Source organism: Candidatus Eremiobacterota bacterium, from assembly GCA_031082125.1.
In the GTDB taxonomy this organism is placed as follows: Bacteria; Vulcanimicrobiota; CADAWZ01; order CADAWZ01; family Ess09-12; genus Ess09-12.
In genome coordinates this window covers 172,607-190,865 of record JAVHLM010000004.1, presented here as the reverse complement: position 1 = coordinate 190,865, position 18,259 = coordinate 172,607, and the positions used below count along the sequence as shown (strand labels likewise).

At 56.6% G+C, this 18,259-nt stretch carries 11 protein-coding genes; 10 read left to right on the top strand and 1 reads right to left on the bottom strand.

Annotated elements, in window-relative coordinates:
• Positions 1–41 precede the first annotated feature (41 nt).
• The 10 genes from dapA (at position 42) to RDV48_06430 (ending at position 11,940) form a co-directional block, all read left to right on the top strand.
• Positions 42–962 (top strand): 4-hydroxy-tetrahydrodipicolinate synthase, encoded by a 921-nt coding sequence (gene dapA, locus RDV48_06475; GenBank protein MDQ7822424.1) that lies wholly within the window; start codon positions 42–44, stop codon positions 960–962.
• On the top strand, positions 959–1,594 hold the full coding sequence (locus RDV48_06470; protein ID MDQ7822423.1) for a uracil-DNA glycosylase: 636 nt from the start codon (positions 959–961) through the stop codon (positions 1,592–1,594). Before dapA ends, RDV48_06470 begins: the two co-directional genes overlap by 4 nt.
• Positions 1,560–3,338, top strand: coding sequence for a ribonuclease J (locus RDV48_06465; protein ID MDQ7822422.1), 1,779 nt, complete (start codon positions 1,560–1,562; stop codon positions 3,336–3,338). Before RDV48_06470 ends, RDV48_06465 begins: the two co-directional genes overlap by 35 nt.
• The gene (gene aroA / locus RDV48_06460; GenBank protein ID MDQ7822421.1) at positions 3,329–4,645 is read left to right on the top strand and encodes a 3-phosphoshikimate 1-carboxyvinyltransferase; all 1,317 of its coding nucleotides are present in this window, start codon (positions 3,329–3,331) and stop codon (positions 4,643–4,645) included. Before RDV48_06465 ends, aroA begins: the two co-directional genes overlap by 10 nt.
• Entirely contained in the window at positions 4,632–5,516 is an 885-nt protein-coding gene (gene aroE, locus RDV48_06455; GenBank protein ID MDQ7822420.1) for a shikimate dehydrogenase, read from the top strand. Before aroA ends, aroE begins: the two co-directional genes overlap by 14 nt.
• Before the next feature lie 98 nt (positions 5,517–5,614).
• Positions 5,615–6,739 (top strand): chorismate synthase, encoded by a 1,125-nt coding sequence (aroC, locus tag RDV48_06450; protein ID MDQ7822419.1) that lies wholly within the window; start codon positions 5,615–5,617, stop codon positions 6,737–6,739.
• A 52-nt stretch (positions 6,740–6,791) separates the two neighbouring features.
• Positions 6,792–7,346: a shikimate kinase gene (locus tag RDV48_06445; protein MDQ7822418.1), complete on the top strand. Its 555-nt coding sequence runs from the start codon at positions 6,792–6,794 to the stop codon at positions 7,344–7,346.
• Positions 7,347–7,468: 122 nt separating this feature from the next.
• Complete coding sequence (locus RDV48_06440) at positions 7,469–7,783, top strand: hypothetical protein (GenBank protein MDQ7822417.1); 315 nt, start codon at positions 7,469–7,471, stop codon at positions 7,781–7,783.
• Positions 7,784–8,046: 263 nt separating this feature from the next.
• Entirely contained in the window at positions 8,047–10,548 is a 2,502-nt protein-coding gene (locus RDV48_06435; protein ID MDQ7822416.1) for an HNH endonuclease signature motif containing protein, read from the top strand.
• A 243-nt stretch (positions 10,549–10,791) separates the two neighbouring features.
• Positions 10,792–11,940, top strand: coding sequence for a metallophosphoesterase (locus tag RDV48_06430; protein MDQ7822415.1), 1,149 nt, complete (start codon positions 10,792–10,794; stop codon positions 11,938–11,940).
• A 213-nt stretch (positions 11,941–12,153) separates the two neighbouring features.
• Here RDV48_06430 and RDV48_06425 read toward each other — a convergent pair whose 3' ends face one another.
• A complete protein-coding gene (locus tag RDV48_06425) occupies positions 12,154–18,213 on the bottom strand; it encodes a tetratricopeptide repeat protein (protein MDQ7822414.1) in 6,060 nt (2,019 codons plus the stop codon).
• Positions 18,214–18,259 lie beyond the last annotated feature (46 nt).

Here is an 18,259-nt window from a genome sequence, read left to right as displayed (position 1 = left end):
GCATAGAAACCCGCCAGCATAGAGAAAAGGAGTGTGAACCCATGCGATACCTGGGAGAAGTGATTACTGCCATGGTGACGCCGTTTGACAGGAAGCTCGACGTTGACTATAAAAAGGCGGCAAAGCTTGCGAAAAAGCTTATAAGCGAGGGAAGCGACAGCCTTGTCGTCGCCGGGACCACCGGTGAATCCCCCACCCTTACAAAGGAGGAGAAGCTCAGGCTTTTCTCCGCCGTAAAGGAGGCTGTGGGAGGCAAAGCGCCGGTGATTGCCGGCACCGGCTCTTACTGCACGAAGACCACCGTCGAGCTCTCCAGGGATGCTGAAAAGTGCGGCATTGATGCTATTCTTGTCGTGGCTCCCTACTACAACAAGCCGCCGCAGGAAGGCCTCTACGAGCATTATGCAAGGGTTGCCGAATCAGTGAAGGTCCCTGTCATCATCTATAATATCCCCGGTCGCACGGGCGTCAATATCTCAAACGAGGTCATCGTGAGACTCCATAAGAAATTCCCCCATGTGATGGCGGTGAAGGACGCTGCAGGAAACCTTGATCAGCTCTCCGAGCTCGCCCTCAGGACAAAAGCCGCGGCGGGCCCCGGGAAGGCTGTGGCGAAAAAGGGGGAGTTCAGGATATACAGCGGTGACGACTCCCTGACGCTCCCCATGCTCTCATGCGGCGCTTCAGGCGTGGTGAGCGTCGCCTCCCACCTTGCGGGGAAGCGCATCAAGAAGATGATCGGGAGCTTCTTCAAGGGCGACGTGGAAGAGGCCAAAAAGATCCACTGGGAGCTTTTCCCTCTCTTCAAAGGGCTTTTTGTCACGACGAACCCCATACTGCTGAAAGAGGCCCTTGCCCTCACCGGGTTTGACGCGGGGGGGCTCCGCCCGCCCCTGCTTCCGGCTACAAAGGAACAGAGAGAAAACCTTGCCAGAATCCTCAAGGAAGCCAGAGTGCTGTGACAGGAAAAGAGAACAGCCATACCCTGGACCAACAAGGCGCAGAGTGCCACAGGGCTCAGCTGCTGGAGCTTCACGATGCCGTGAGGCAGTGCCGGAAGTGCCCACTCTCAGAAACGCGCACCTATGCAGTTCCCGGCGAGGGAAACCTCTCGGCGCGGGTCATGTTTGTCGGTGAAGGTCCGGGAGCCCAGGAGGATTCTGAAGGCAAACCCTTTGTGGGTGCTGCAGGAAGGCTTCTGGGGGAGCTTCTTTCCTCAATAGGCCTTACCCGCGGCGATGTCTTCATCACCAACGTGGTGAAGTGCCGCCCCCCGGGAAACAGGGATCCCCTTGACGAGGAGATTGCCAGGTGCCTCCCCTACCTCAGGAAGCAGGTGCTTCTCATGAAGCCTCTTCTCCTCTGCACGCTGGGGAAGCACGCGCTGAGGACTCTTGTTGACAGCAATCTTTCCATCTCCGCCGTCCATGGGAAGCTCTTCACCAAGGGGAATTACCGCTTTTTCGCCATGTATCACCCGGCAGCGGCTCTTTACCAGCAGAAGCTGAAGGAGACCCTCGCCGGGGATTTCATTACATTAAGAAAGCACCTGGAGGATAATGAGCTACTTCTTCCCCCAGTTCACCAACAATGAAAAGCTCCTCGAGGAGCCTGTCGTACACGAAAGCCCGCCGCACGGCGCACTCTGGATCGTGCCGCTGGGGGGGCTTGGAGAGATTGGCAAGAATCTCTGTGTCATGGAAACGGAGAAGGAGATTCTCGTCATTGACGCGGGCCTCATGTTCCCCAACGAAGATATGCCCGGCGTGGACTATGTGATCCCTGACATCCGTTATCTTATTCACAAGAAGGAGAAGATAAGCGGGATCATCCTCACCCATGGCCATGAAGACCATATCGGCGCACTTCCCTACCTCATCCCCCAGCTCAGCGCGCCCCTCTACGGCACCAGGCTCACCATCGAGCTGGTGAGAAGCAAGCTCAGGGAGTACGGTGACCTTGCCACGACCACGAAGCTTGTTACTGTCTCGCCCGGAGACGTGCTCACCTTTGAAAGCTTCTCTGTCCGCTTCTTCAGCGTGATCCACAGCATCTGCGAGGGAGTGGGGCTCATTATCGATACGCCTGCGGGAAGAGTGGTCCACAGCGGCGACTTCAAGTTTGACACGGCCCTCCAGAACGGGAGCGTCGCTGATTTTCTCACCCTGGCGGGACTTGGCGAGGAGAAGGTGACGGTGCTGATGTCCGACAGCACCTATGCAGAAAAGCCGGGCTTCTCAGTCCCCGAGAGGGTTGTCGTCGAGACCCTCGACAGGGTCTTTCAGTCGTGCAGGGGGAGGATAATTGTCTCCACATTCGCCTCGTCGATACCGAGGATACAGCAGATTATGAACCTGGCCAGCCGCCATGGCCGTAAGGTCTGCATCCATGGCAAGGGCCTGGAGATGAACCTGGCCATCGCCCAGGAGTTCGGCTACCTCACCTACCCAGAAGGCACTGTCGTGAGGATCGAGGACACGAAAAGAATCGCTGATGAGAAGCTTCTTATCCTTGCCACAGGGTCCCAGGGAGAGCCCCTTTCGGCACTCACCCTGATGGCCACGGACTGCCACAAGTGGGTGAAAATCAAGAAGGGCGACACCGTTATTATCTCCGCCACGCCGGTTCCCGGCAACGAGACGCTGGTCCACAACAACATCAATGCCCTTTTCAGGCTCGGCGCCGAGGTTATCTATGAAAATCCCTACAGGACTGCAGAAAGCGACCAGGAGGCCTTTCATGTCCATGCGAGCGGCCATGGAAGCAGGGAGGAGCTCAAGCTCCTGATCACCCTGGTGAAGCCTGAGTATTTTATCCCTATTCATGGCGAGATCCGGCACCTGATATTCCATGCCCGCCTGGCTGAAGAGATGGGCATCAGGGAGGATCATATATTCATGATTGAGGACGGGACCATACTGGAGCTGACCAGAGAGGGACTGAGGGTCCTGACAATCCTCCCCATGGCCGATATCCTCGTGGACGGCTTTGGTGTCGGCGACGTGGGACCTTCGGTGCTGAAGGACAGGATGATAATGGCCCAGAACGGGGTCTGCTTCATGTCGGCCACCGTGGACCCTGACGGGGCCTTTATAGTGGAGGGCCCGTGCATCGAGACCAGGGGGCTGGTCTATGAAAAGGAGTCCCAGGAGCTTCTCGACGAAGCGCGGGGCCTTGCAGAGGCGGCCCTCGAGGAGAACCTCGGAAAAATGCCTTCCGAGGAGCTTCCCGCGGCGGTGAAATCGGTGCTGAAGCGCTTCTTTTACCAGAAAACCAAAAGAAGGCCCATCATTGTCCCCCTCATTATCTCGTCAAAGGACGGTACGGAATGGAAGTGAGAGTGCTGCCCAGAAAAAGGTGGGATGCCACCCTCGGGGTCCCCGGCGACAAGTCCATCTCTCACAGGGCCCTGATATTCAGCGCCCTCGGGACGGGATTATCGGAGGTGAAAAACCTGCTGCTGGGTGACGACTGCCTCTCTACGAAGCGCTGCCTCGAGGCGATGGGCATAGTCTTTGATGAGCGGGGACCGGGGCATATGCTTATCAGGGGAAAGGGACTTGAAGGCTTCAGCGAGCCTTCTGTGGTCCTCGACGCCGGAAACTCCGGCACCACCATGAGGCTTCTCTCAGGGCTTCTGGCGGGACTCCCCTTTTTTTCCTGCATATCTGGAGACAGCTCTCTCAACAGGCGTCCCATGAAAAGGGTCATCGCGCCCCTTGAGCTCATGGGGGCAAAGATATGGGCACGAGGGAACAACGAGTATGCCCCCATGGCTTTTCTCGGGTCGAGCCTGAGGGGCATAGAATACCGGCTGCCAGTGGCCAGCGCCCAGGTGAAGACGGCCTTGCTCCTTGCGGGGCTCACGGCCGGCGGCACCATGAGCATCATAGAGCCAATGAAAACAAGGGACCATTCAGAGCATATGCTCCAGGCCATGGGGGTGAAGCTCTGCATTGAAGGCACTTCCCTCTCCATGGATGGAAGGCAGGCTCTCTGTCCTCTTGCTATCACCGTCCCCGGCGACTTCTCTTCTGCCGCCTTTTTCCTGGCGGCCTGCGCTCCTCTGGAAGAGGCGCGTCTCTCGCTCACGAGGGTAGGCATCAATGAGACAAGGACCGGTTTCCTCGACATACTGCGGGAGATGGGAGCAGCCATCACTCTTGAGGAGATCTCCGAGGCCGTGGCCGGTGAGCCCTGCGCAACCATCACTATCAGGAGCGGCCGTCTCAGGGGAGTGACGGTTGGCGGACCCCTGATCCCCCGCTCAATTGATGAGCTCCCCCTTCTCGCCGCCCTGGCCACGCAGGCCGACGGTGTCACCGTGGTGAAGGATGCCCATGAGCTGAGAGTCAAGGAGTCTGACAGAATTAAAGCAATCGTGATGGAGCTGAGAAAGATGGGCGCCGCCATCGAGGAGCGCGAAGACGGCTTCGAAGTAAAGGGGACGAGGGCTCTCCGAGGCGCCCGCGTCATCTCTCATGGCGATCACCGGATTGCCATGAGCCTTGCCGTGGCGGCCCTCTTTGCCAGCAGCGAGACAGTGATTGAAGATGCCGGATCCGTGAGCATCTCGTTCCCTCAGTTCTTTGACCTCTTTCATACAGGCCATATCGAGGAAGGAGTGCCCCATGGCTCACATTGACGCCTCTACGGGGCTTGCGGCCCTTATCGGCTGCCCCGTGAGACACTCCCTCTCGCCCTTCATCCATAACCTTGCCTTTGAGATCACCGGCGTCCCCATGCGCTACCTGGCCTTTTCCGTAAGCCCTGAAAACCTTCATGATGCCATAAAGGGCCTGAAAGCCCTCGGGGTGAGGGGTGCGAATGTCACGGTGCCTCACAAGGAATCAGTCATCGCCTGGCTTGATGATCTCTCCCCCCATGGGAAAATCCTGGGAGCCGTCAATACCATAGTGTTTGAAAAAGGAGAGGCCCGCGGTGAGAATACTGACTGGCTGGGGTTCCTGAAAGCCTGGGATGAGGAGGCAGGGACTTCCCTCAAGGGCTCCCATGCCCTCATACTTGGCACGGGAGGCAGCGCCCGGGCCGTCTATTATGCCCTCGGGCAGTCCGGCGCCGGGGCGATCACCCTTGCAGCACGTTCTCCGGCTAAGGGTGAAGGACTTCACCGCCACTTTGAGGGCCTTTTCCCCTCTCTCGGCAGGGAGGTTCTCTCATTTGCTGACTGTGCCGCCCTGGCTGAAAGTTTCTCCAGGGCCGATGTCGTGATAAACTGCACCCCTGTCGGTATGGCACCCGGAGAAGAGCTATCTCCCATTGCGGTACCTGCAGGGATGGAAAAGAAGCCCCTGGTCTTTGACATTGTTTATAATCCGCTGGAAACTGCCTTGATGAGGGATGCCGCCAGTAAGGGCCTCAGGGCCTTCAGCGGCCTCTCTATGCTCCTCCACCAGGGCGCCCTGGCCTTTGAGCTCTGGACAGGCACTCCCTTCCCCCTCACTCAGATAAGGGCGCGCCTCCAGGAGATTTATAAAAAAGGGCGAATCACTTGATCGAGTGATTTCCGGGAAGCCGCCTGATGGTGCCCGGGAACCCTTCACCAATGGCAGAATATTGAGATAAGAGCGCCATTTTATCGCAGGAGAGAAAGATGAGACTCCTCACCGCCGGTGAATCTCATGGCTTTGGGCTGACAGGCATACTGGAGGGCCTCCCCGCCGGTATCCCCGTTGATACAGGCCGCATAAATGAAGATCTCGCCCGGAGGCAGGCAGGTGTCGGCAGAAGCGAGAGGATGAAGCTTGAGCGCGATACTGTTTCGATCCTGGGCGGGATCATAGGGGGAAAAACTTACGGCGGCCCCCTGAGCCTCCTCATCACCAACAGGGACAACAGGAATCTCCCGGAAAGCGGCGGCGATCCTCACCACGTGCCGAGGCCAGGCCACGCCGATCTGACAGGATGCCTCAAATACGGCTTCAATGATACAAAGATGCCCGCTGAGCGCGCCAGTGCGAGAAATACCGCCATATTCGTCGCTATGGGCTCGGTGGCGAAACAGTTCCTCGGGCTTTTTGGCATCGCTGTGCTTGGCTATACGAGCGCGATTGGAGCTGTGGCCGCATCCGGAGGGACTGGAAAGATTGAAGCTTTCCGCGAAGCCGTAGAGGCTTCTCCCCTGAGGTGCCCCTCGAGCGGTGCCGAAAGGGAGATGACGGCCCTCATAGAGGCCTGCAGGGAAGAGGGTGATACCCTTGGCGGCATTGTCACCGTGCTCGCCGAGGGCATGCCTGCGGGCCTGGGAAGCTTTGTGCACTACGACAGGAAGCTTGACGGGAGGCTGGCTGCAGCCGTGATGAGCATTCCGGGCATCAAGGGAGTGGAGTTGGGAGACGGATTCGGTCTTGCGGCGACCAGGGGAAGTGAAGCATATGATCCTGTCACGTGGGAAGGCCGCTACAGGAGAAGCAGCAATCATGCCGGAGGCCTCGAAGGCGGGGTGACAAACGGGGAGCCCCTTGTCATAAGGGCCGTGATGAAGCCCATACCAACCCTTGGCAGGGGTGCCCTCTCTGTCGATATTACCACAAAGAGGGAGAGCCGCACGCAGTACGTGCGATCAGACGTCTGCGCGGTGCCCGCTGCCGGTGTCGTCGCCGAAGCGATGACAGCCCTGGTCCTGATGGAGAGCTTCCTGGAGAAATTCAGCGGCGACACCCTTGAAGAGGTCACCGCAGCATACGGCGAATACATGGGCCGCGCGGGCGGCTCCTGAGCCGGCCGCCTTTCGGGAAACGGCCTTCAGGCTCTCAAAAGCGGGAGATGGAATGCAGAAAAACATATATCTCGTGGGATTCATGGGCACGGGGAAGAGCACAATAGGCAAGGAGCTTGCAAGGCTCACGGGCCGCAAGTTCATTGACATGGACCTGATGCTTGAAAAACGCCTGGGAATGACGATTGGAGAGGTCTTCGAGGCGAAGGGCGAGCTGTTTTTCAGGGCCGAGGAGAAGAAGCTCGCCTTTGAGCTTGCCGAGACCCACAACAGGGTCATTGCCACCGGCGGCGGCACCATCCTCGATGAGGATATCAAGGCCACCTTCGCCTCCCATGGCATCATGATATGCCTTATCACCGACAGGGGCAACCTCATTTCGCGCCTGAACAGGACCGACAAGCGTCCTCTCCTCAAGGGAGAGGCGCTCGAGGAGCGCGTCGCCCGCCTCATGGAAGAGCGGAAGGATATCTATGATAAGATCCCCCTCAAGGTTGACACGACGAACCTTTCACCCAAGGAGGCAGCGGAAAAGATCGTGAACCTCTTCAAGATAAGGCAGAAGATCCTGGATCAGCTCCAGAACCAGTATATCATCATAAGCTGAGTGATCATGGCTGCCAGGAGGGATGAGCGGCCGGGGAATAGAATCGAGATGACAGGGGTATCAAGGCAGGAAGCGGCAGTGTCCTGCAAGATGATGCCGGAGATTTATAGGGAGGTGCTCTTATGAAGAAATACGCCATTATGGCCCTGGTATGCATGTTTCTTATCGGGCTCGCCGTGCCGGTGCTCGCGAAGGTGACCATAAAGAACAATACCGATATCCGCTTCGAGGTGGAGATAAAGGACTCGAGAGCGAGGAAAAGCTACTTCCTCAATACAAGCGAGAAGCAGTCCTTTACCACCAGTCAAGGGGGAGGGAAGGTCACCATCTACAAGAAGGGCGAGGAGATCACCAAGTCGGCCTTTGACGACGGAGACTGTTTCATCATAGTCATCGAGGGCGAGAACGTGGTCATCAAGAAGGTCAGAAACCTGTAAATCGACAGGTTCGGTCAGGAGCAATAAAATTCTTCCCGCGCAAAAAACCTTACGCCCGACGGCAGACTGGACCTGAAACGCGGGGAAACCGGCCTGGTCCTTCGCTGGTTCACGCTTTATGGCGTTCAGGGTCATTTTTGACCTATTCGCCCCTTTCGGGCCATCCTTCGGCCATCTGGCGATAGCCTTTTATCCTCTCTGTGATAAGGTTTGAGAGGGGCAGCCTGTTTGATGTTTTCCGGCTGATATGCTATGATATAATCATGGATACACATGAGACCCGTTCCGTTGCTGCCCTGTTCCTTCCCGATGAAGAAGAGCTTCTTCACCTCAACGATTCTTTGTCTTCTCAGGATTACGAGGACATGCTGCTCCTGCCGGAGCCTTATGAGCTTCCCGCGGGGGGGCCCTGCAGGCCGGAGCACCTCGTCAAGCTCACCAGGGAGGGCCTCATCCCCGAAGCGGAAAAGCTCACCGAGGATATCTCCTTCGGCTCAATCGACAGGGACGAGCGGGCAGCGCGCATTGATTTTCTGCTCTGCGAGGCAGTCCGCGGCCGCCTGGCACTTGATCTTGCACTCGGCGGCCTTCTCGTCACTCTTAAAACGAAAGGGGTTGATCAGTTAGGATACCGCTCCATGGGGACCTTCGCCACGGAGCATCTCTCTTTCTCGGGGCGCACCGCGTCGGAGCTGATGCACAACTTCGAGCTGCTCAAGGCGCTGCCCCTCACCCGTGAGGCATATCTGCATGGAAAAATCGCAAAGAGCGCTCTCAGGCATCTCTCGAGGGTCGCAACGCCTGAGAATGAGTCCTGGTGGCTCGCCATTGCAAAGGAGCGCTCCCTGTGCGGCCTTGAGCAGGAAGTGAAAAGGGCCCTCGCTGAAGGGAAGGCCGATGGGGCTCCCGGTTCTGAAGGAAGTCTGCGCGCAGCGGGCGGGGCGTGCGATGATGCGCACGGTGACGAGGCTGAGGGCACGATGATGTATTTCAGCGTGCCGCCCTCCCTTGCCCTCACCTGGGACTTCGCCCTCTCCCTCTTCCGGGACAAAGAGCACTATGACGGGCCTGTCTCAGGATTTGTCGAGGCGCTCCTCGCCAATTTCCTGGCCTCGGGGAAAGCCGCCCCGGAGCTCCCGGCCCTCGATAGCGAGGGGAATCGCCCCATATTCTCACGGGTGCCCCTCCTGAAAAGGAGGATGAGAAACCGGCGTGTGAGCGATCCCGATGAGTCCGACGGGCAGGACGGCGAAGGCCAGGCCTTCGGCTCTCCCTGGGAGCAGCCCTGGAGCATCCATTTCCCGTCGTGGCTGGAAGAAGCCCGGCCGGGAAGAGACGCCGGGAGCTCCGCAAGGGCGATTTCGAATCGCCTCCGGAGGGCCGCCTCGATCCGCCAGAGGCTCGACGTGGCCTCGGGAATGCTCCTCCGGGCGATGGATGAGCGGCAGCTCCACCGCCTTCTCGGCTATGAGTTCATCGAGGATTACGCAGGGGAGTGCTGCGGATTTTCGATGGCTCAGACCCGCCAGCTCATCAGGCTCGCCCAGGGATTCCGGCGCCACTCCCTCACTGAAGACGCCTTCAGGAAAGGTGTCATCACCAGGGAGCAGGCACGCCTCATCCTCCCCCTCGTGGACTCCAGGAATGAATCGCAATGGATTGCCTATGCCGCAAGCGTGCCCACGATTGATCTCAGGGAAGAGGCGGGGCGTGTCGCCCGGATCCTGGAATATGACTGCCTTGTCCCTCACAATTATGCGCTCCTTCCCGGCTTCCGCTACGTCACTGACGAGAGGTTTCACGACCTGCCGGAGGAGGTGCAGGACATCATAAGGACTGGGTCCTGGTACACAGGCCCTTCCCTCAATCCTTCGTGGCCTCTTGAGTCAGACGACGAGGAACTCGTCGCTTCCCGCGACAGGCGCTTTGATGTGCCCTGGAAGTATTTCAGCGATGTCGATGAGCTGCGCGCCGCCGAGGCATCCAAGAAAATTGAAAAAAACTCCAGGCTGTGTGCGGGCCTCGGAAATCGGTCGGGGAGCGATCATCTCTATGCGGGGGCATGCAATGGGGAGAAGCAGGCACCTCATGGGCAAGGATGCAAAAATCTCCTGTGCTCCTGTCATCAGTCGCTGGAAAAAGCCCGGCAGATCTGCACCATCCCCCGGGGAGAGAGCCCAGAAGAAGTCTTTCTCAGGGACATTCTCTCGGAAGGCAGCCCGGCCAAGGCAGGGGGCCCCTCCCTGGCAGTGAAGGGCGCCATGATGATCAAGTTCTTCCTTCCCCGGGAGCTCCAGGGGATCTGGGATCTGGCGGCTCACCTCTTTCTCGCCAGGCTTGCCAAGGCAGAGGGCGCCGACACCTCCGGTGATTTGTTGAGGGACCCGGAAGAGAAATTCCTTGCCGCCCTTCTAGCCGACTATCTCACCACCGAGGGAACCTTGAAAAAGGCGGCCCATCACCATAAAATTCTCAGGCGTGACCGCTTCCGCTGCCAGACCCCCGGCTGCCGGTGCCGGCGGGGCCTCCACGTGCATCATATCATCAGGCGCTCCCAGGGCGGCACCGATGCCCCCTGGAACCTCATTGTGCTCTGCGAAGCCTGCCACCTCCACCTCCTCCACAATCTGCGGACCCTCACCGTGAAGGGCAGGGCGCCTTACGAGCTCACCTTTACTTTCGGCTCACTCTCGGAAGGCACTCCTTTCCTGGTCTATGAAAAGGGGCTCGTGAGGAGTTCTGGCGGTTCCATGGCTTCTCGATGAGAACGGCCGCAGGCGCGGACACCGATTTGCACGTCACCGGCCTCAAGAATATATGAGAAACTATGGGCTATGGCATCTCTGTCTTTCTCCAGGCCCGGATCATTATGATATCAGCATTTTTACCGCTGTGCCTCAGTGAGAGGGCAGGAAAAGCGTCTTCCCGATGAAGAAGTAACTGCAGCGAACAATTCGAGGCCCACGGCCTCCCCTCAGATTCCTGGACTTGCAGAAAAGAGGCTCTCAATGAAACAATGGTCCGTACTCCCAAGGGTATTGATTGTATTGACGGTGCTGGCTTTTTTCACCGGCTGCGGCGGTAACGGCGGCAGCGGAGAAAGTGTCGTGCTCTCATCCTCCGGTGATGCATTGAAAATGAGATTCGCAGCCTTTGGTGATCTCCAGATAGGCACGCTCCAGTCAGGAAACGCGAGCTGCACCAACATTCCGCAGCTCCGCCAGACCATTATTGACTGTGCCGGCAGCGATCCCGTGCCTGAGATCACCTTCCTGAACGGCGATATGGTGCTGAACATGATCAAGGATGACGGGGAAGCGCTCAAAACCCAGCTTGATGCGTGGCAGCAGCTCTACAGCGGTCTCCCCGATGCAGGCAGGAGCCAGCTTCTGCCGATCCCGGGAAACCACGAGGTGGACTTCGAGGACCTCGCGCTCAACGCGCAGGCGCCCAACCCGGGGGCCATTGATCAGTGGCTTCTGTGGTTTGTGAGGAACGGCTATGATTTCGCCGCAGGGAACGGTCCCACGCCGGCGGGCTCAAACCCCGACAGCCTGGCCCGCGATGAGTCAAAGCTCACCTATTCCTTCACCAGGGGAGTTACCCACTTCACTGTCATCGATACCGACGTGCTCACCACGAAGACTGACGCGACCACGGGGCTGGTGCTGTCCGGCTGGATTGCGATCAACTGGATAGAAGAGGATGTGAGAAAGGCCCAGCTTGATCCGTCAGTCTCAGAAATAATCATAGTGGGGCACAGGCCTGTTGAGACGCCTTCATACAGCACCGACAGTCCCGGCATAATCAACACGGCCGAATATCCTCTGGCCGACAGGCTTTCCGCGGTGATGAGCAGCAACAGCAAGGTGAAGCTCCTTCTCGTAAGCCACTGCCATGCATGGGATGCAAGAAAGCTCAACAACGGCGCAGGCGTGTGGCAGGTAATAGTGGGAAACGCCGGAGCGCCTATCCAGGAAGGCTGGAATCCGGCAGGAGGAGTGTACTTCGGCTATTCCCTCATCGACCTCTATCAAAGCGGAAAGATAGTCCTTTCCAATTACGGGAGAGCCCTCCCCCCCTCCCCGCAGAAATTCTACGAGGACTCGCCCGTGGCCCCGGCGCCCGCGACGCTGAGGGAAACCCTGACGATTTAATCGGGGGCCGACTCCGAAATGGCGGATCCCGGGGTGCAGATTCCTCGAAGAACTGCGGTGTGCTGGAGAATCACGATCACCTCCCCTGCACCTCACGCCCCCCCTCATCACGACCCTGAAAGCATTGCTGTGCTTGATGAGGTCGTCTGTTTTCATGCACTCTTCATGCAGGGTAAGAGCTTTTTCCCGGTCTGTCGTTTCTCCTCTTGCATATTATCTTGAGATTCTCTTGCCGGTCCAGTCCCCGCCGTCCAGGCTCTTGTCATAGCCCCACGTGCCATAAAGGCTATTGCCATCACTGGAGATAGTCAATGTCACTCTCCCAGCATCTTTGCTGGGCCTGTAGGAAGGTGCCTCGCTCCAGTAGCCTGTGAGGGTTCTGCCATCATTTGAGAGAGTGGCTTTTATTCTTCCCTTGTCATGGGTATAATTCCCATAGACCGACACCCCTTCCACCTTAAGCACCATCCTTCCCCAGTTCGTATCCCAGGTACCTGCAAAGTTGCTCACATAACGTATCTGCTCACTTGTGGGCGCGGGCCCCGGCGAGGTGTCTTCTCTTTTCACCACGGTAAATTTCATTGGTACATCTATGCTGAAATCCTTTGAATCTGTAACACGGACTGTCACTTCGCGAGGGCCCAGTTTTTTAAGATTGATTTCGATAGCGTCCATGTTGTTGAGCTTTTCATCCTTTTTTCCTTCAAAGAACCATTCATAGCGGAAAGGCGGCCTTCCTCCTTTTATTATCTTGGCTTCTATTTCGATGGTTTCGCCTGCATATATGGTGTCCTTTGATAAACATGCCGAATCTTCGGCGCTGAGAACAAGCTTTACCCCGAATTCTTCTATTTTGGGTTTCACTGTGGGCTCTGGCCTTTCTTCAACGGATACGGTGCAGTTTGCCTGGGCCGTGGTCCCGGCGCTGTCCCTCACGATTACCGATTCGGTATACTGTCTCGGATTCCCAAGGGTCCATTGTATGGAGGATTGAGAGAGCTCCGTCTCCTTTTGGCCGTTCCAATACCATTCATAGGTATAGGGAGGCACCCCTCCCCTCGGTTTCGCCACGAGGCTCACTTTCAGGCCCGTTGGTCCGCTCAGCGCAGGAGGATCGAGGGTTACCGTGAGAGGCTGCGCGCTTGCAGCAGGCGCTGCCTTCTGCTGCACCGTGACGGTGCAGTTTGCCTGGGCCGTGGTCCCGGCGCTGTCCCTCACGATCACTGATTCGGTGTACTTTCCCGGACTCCCAAGGTTCCATTGTATGGAAGATCGATAGAGTTCCGTTTCCATCTGCCCGTTTTCATACCACTCATAGGTATAGGGAGGCACGCCCCCGCTGGGATGGGCAACAAGGCTCACTTTCAGGCCTTGAGGGCCGCTCAGTTCCGGGGGATCGAGGGTTACCGTGAGAGGGCTTGCCGGACTGGCAGGCGCGGCAGGCTCCTGGGCCGGTGCCGCTTCATGGTGCACGCTCACCGCGCACTCTGCCCTGGCCCGTGACCCGGTGCTGTCCGTCACCACGACCGATTCAGTGAACTGCCTCGGCCTGCTTGGAGTCCAGCTTATGGAGGGAGTGGAGACAATGTCCTCCCTTGAGCGGTTATCAAACCATTCATAGGTGTAGGGAGGCGTTCCTCCGTTCGCCCTTGCTTCAAGAGTGATTTTCTCACCGGTCTTTGCATTCACTTCCTGGGGAGAGAGGGTTACCGTGAGGGGCTTTACATTTTGAGAGCCGATATCACGTATTACTCCTTTTGCGATATTATCGGCTGGATCAATCTCGAGAGCTTTCTGCGAATCTGCAAGGGCTTTCTCCTTGTCGCCAAGGTGCATCCAGCATCGCCCTCTTGCCGCATAGTAACGGGCCTCAGGCTTCAGCCTTATTGCTTCGTTGAAGTCTTCTATTGCTTTCTTGTGCTCACCGAGATGGCAGTATACGACACCACGGTTACGATATAACGATTGATAGTCCGGCTTCAGCCGTATCCCCTCTGTATAGATGTCAATAGCTTTCCTGTAATCACCAAGTTCATCGTAGGAATATCCTAATATATTATAGACAAGATAATATTTCAAAACTTTCAATTCATCTGGCAGTGCAGTGTTATTCCTGAAAGTGATGGCTTTGCACGAGTCTTCTGCAGCATCTCTGAAATCTTTGATTGAATTCTTGCTGTATGCTCTGTCTGCGTAAGCTGAGGCAAAATCGGGCTCCAGCTCGATTGCCCTGTTGAAATTTTCAATGGCTTCGCTGAACTTCCCCTCCTTATTTTTAGTAACGCCCTGTAAATAATACTTAATTGCCTCACTCCGCGAGGTTTTTGCAGCCCCTTCCACGGCCACAGTGCCGGCGGTACTCTCTTCATTTCCGGCGCTGTCTTTCACTTTCACCGATATAATGAACTGTTGAGGCTTGTCAAAAGTCCAGGTGACCCTGGGGCCTGAGGCTTTCTCATCCCTGGCGGGGCCTGCATACCACTCATACCGGTAAGGTGGCTTTCCTCCGCTTGCCTGAGCATCAAGTGTGATTTTCTCGCCTGTCTTTACCTTCACTTCACTCGGAGAGAGGGTCACGCTGAGGGGCTCGGCCTTCTTCTGAAGCCTCGCGAGGGCTGCCAGGGACGTGGCATCGTCTGGCTTTATCTCGAGGGCCTTCCTGATGTCAGCGAGGGCACCCTCAAGGTCTCCCGTCTCTTCCTTTGAAAGACCTCTTCCGCACCATGAGGTGTATTTCCGGGGGTCAAGCTCGACAGCTCTGGTGAAATCTTTTATGGCCTCCTGGTGCCTGCCAAGCATTCTCAGGGCAATGGCCCTGTTATAGTAAGCGCTTGTATAATCAGGCCTGAGGCGGATTACCTCGCTGTAGTCCGAGATGGCGCCGGCGAGATCGTTCATCTTTCTCTTATCGAGACCTCTGTCATACCAGATGACGGCATTGCCCGGTGTGAGCGCAATGGCCCTGCTGTAATCTTCCACTGCTCCCCTGCTGTCGCCGGTCTCACCTTTGCATACCCCTCTCATGTGCCACGCCTCAGCGAGAGATGAGTTTATATCGAGTGCTTTCGTATAGTCGGCAATCGCTCCCTTGTAGTCTTTTGTTTCCTGTTTCCCTGCTGCTTCCTTCATCAGGCCGGCCAGGTTTTTCGAGCGCCCGGCCGCTTCCTCGGCAGCCTTTCCCTTCTTCAGGGCCTCCTGCGAGATGGTGACGCTGAAGCTCCCCGAGCCGCTTCCGAGCACCATGCCATCAGCGTTTTTCACTGACACCGTGGCCTGGCATGTTCCCACCTCGCTTCTCTGGGCCGCCGTCTCTTTTGCAGAGGAGTTGCCCGAGAAGCTCGAGCCGCTGTTGAGGCTCCACTGGTAGCGGAGAGATCCCTCAGGCAGGGGCTCGATGTCGGCGCGGAGCCTCACATCCTGGAACACGGCGATCTCGCCGGGTGCATCGACAAGACCTTTTCCCTCCTTCCAGACCTTGGGAGGAGGGCCCGAAGGCCCCAGCACCGTGACAGAAACCTTGTAGGAAGAGGCCTGAATGGTCCCGCTCGCGTCGCCAAGGTCATCGCCGTAATGAGGGGTCCGCACCCGCGCCGTCAATGAGGCCGGTGTGCTGTCCAGGAGCAGGAATACAATTTCCTTGGTATCCTTGGATTCCGAGAGGAGCTTCGCATTTCTTGAGAGCTCCCACCGGGCTTCGCACTCATTGAAGAGAGGCACTGTCTTGAGTTTCGCTTTAACCTCTTTTCCCACCTGGGGTGAAGAGGGAGAGAATTCAAGAGAAAGAGCCGGGGCGGCCACTTCCGCTTCAAGCTGCTCTGATTCGCCCGCAGGAGTGAGGGCGCTCCCCTTTTTTGCCAACACCTCCACCCATGCCTTCACCTTCCCGGGGCGGGTGAAGCGCACCTTGCTCTGGGATGCGGCGCCTTCACCGGGATCGAAGGAATCCTTGGTATCAGACTGCCATCGGAACACAAAGCTCCCGGTGACGGGTTTCCCTCCCGAAGTGAGGGCCGCCTTGAATTGTGCCGTCTCGCCAAGAGTGATCGTGCGGGCGCCGCCCGTCATCTCAATGGTCACGGTGAGATCCCCCACTATGAGAGAGAGCTCTTTCGAAGCCTTTTTGCCCTTGCTGTCAGTCACCGAAGCTTTCACTGTATATTCACCCGGCTTGGCAGAAGAGAAAAGATGGCTTGATGTGCTCCCCGGGGAGCCGTCATTCCAGGCGTATGAGTAAGGCCCCTTTCCCCCCTTGACTCTTGCCGTGACCTTCGATTCCTCACCGGGGGCAAGCTTTGCCTTTGACGCCTCAAGCTCAACGGAGAGGGGCTCGCTCTCTTCAGTGGGAGAAGGCTTCTCCGACGGAGTGATGGCCACGGGGGCCGCACCTGGCTTGTCCTCGAAGAAACCGCAGCTGTGATAATAGTTATCCGTAAGGGAGACAGACGGGGGAACGGGATCGGGGACCGGGTAAGGGAGCTTTTTCTTCAGCGCTTCCACCTTGTTCACGTATCCCTTATAATCCCCGGAAGCTTCACAGGAGGAGGAAAAATCCAGGAGCCCCGATCCATTGATGGCCGCTTTCGCGGCGTTCATCTTCTTCTGTTCGTCTTTATGGCGGGTTGATGCCCAGGCGATGCACTTCTTCTTATAAAGGGCAAGAAGCTCTTCCTTTGTCATAACCTTTCCCCCGCCTTTCCCGCGCGCGCTGTGACGATCCTCATCGGCATCGGGCCTGCACCGCGAGGGAAACCCTGAAAACACCCTGGTATCAAGCTCTTTCAGGGCATCAAGGTATTTCAATGCATCGATAAGCCAGTTGTGGAGCTTTTTCGCCTCGGGGGCGAAGTGCTCCTGGTATCTTTGCTGGGCGCTGCTCCCGGGCTCCTGGGAAGGAATGCCTGTGGGGGAAGGAGTGGGAGAAGGCGATGGACTCGGCTCCGGAGTGCTTTCCTTGCCTGCCATGATTCCTTTTTCCACGCAGGCAAGCACGTGCTCTTTACCGAAATCGCCCAGGTAGTAGAGGACAGCAGTAACCTTCCCCTGTCCCGTGACCTTGACCTTGGCTTCATTGTTCTTAGTCCCGTCGCCCCGAGGCATGATCTGAGCGCCGCCTGAAGCCACCCAGCGCCAGAGACTCTCCTTGGGAAGGGTGCCTCTCACGCAGAGTGCCTTTGCATTGATAACCTCGTCCTTTGCAGGCTTGGCGTTGGAGAGTGATATATCAACAGTATATTCCTGTTTTTTTACAAATATGAATACATTGTCATAGCCTTTGCGACCCTTTTCATCCTGAATCTCCACCCTCACGTTGACGAGCTTTTCATCATAAGGGCCCGCATCAAAAACATATGAGGCTTCTGAGCTTCCTTTATTGCTGAAATTCCAGTAGTAAGTCAATTTTCCGCTGTCAAAGGCTTTTTTCACTTTCACAGAGAGCTTTGCTTTTTGCCCCTGGAAAACTTCAGCTGACGATGGCTCTGCCTCGACAAGCAGAGGATTATAGTAAGGTGTTGTATCTTCATCGGAGCTGATTCTCATGGTTGTCCAGTTTCCATAGTTGAAGAAGGATGCCTTCTTGGGATCCACCCCGCTGCCGAGGGGGGCAAAATCTCCAGGATTCACCCATTGCCCTGATTTGAGGATAGTTGCAATCCATTTCACTTCCCCCCACAGGGCGGATGCAACAGAATCACCCTCCCCGGCGGCCTGCGGAACAGTTATGTCCTGCTTGGAAGCGACAATCGCGCCGCCTTTTTGCCCCAGCAAGACCTTCCCGAGATTATTGACAAACTTTCTGTGCTCTGCAGTTGCTGCCGCGGAGCATACCAGTAACAAGATTCTGGCATCAGGAGCCATAATGGTTCTTACCTTCTCAAATCGATCCAGGTTGTCTATACGGCGGATTAAATCAGGCCTTATATTGTCATCGTAGCTTTCGAGCCTTTTTTCGGCCAATTCCAGATCAGATTTCTCCTCTTCACTGAGCTCCTTTTTATATTTGAGCGTATAGTATTTCAATCTGTTACTGATTCTTGATTCAATGGCGGATCTGAGATATCTCATATCATTATCTATGTCAATATCATCAGGGTTGAGCTGAACTTGCACAGGCTCTTCAGATAGAGTAATAAACGGCGTCTCCTGTGAGCCGTGGCCTAGAAGAATCAGATTCCCGATTTTCTTTTCTCCTGAGCCGATTTTATGCAGTTTTTCAAAGAAATCATCGACGGTATGAACCTCAACCATGTAGTTTATCTCTGAAAGCTGTCCCATGAGGGCCTTTAATGTCTGGTCCTTTTCTGTCTGCCTGAGTTTAGGA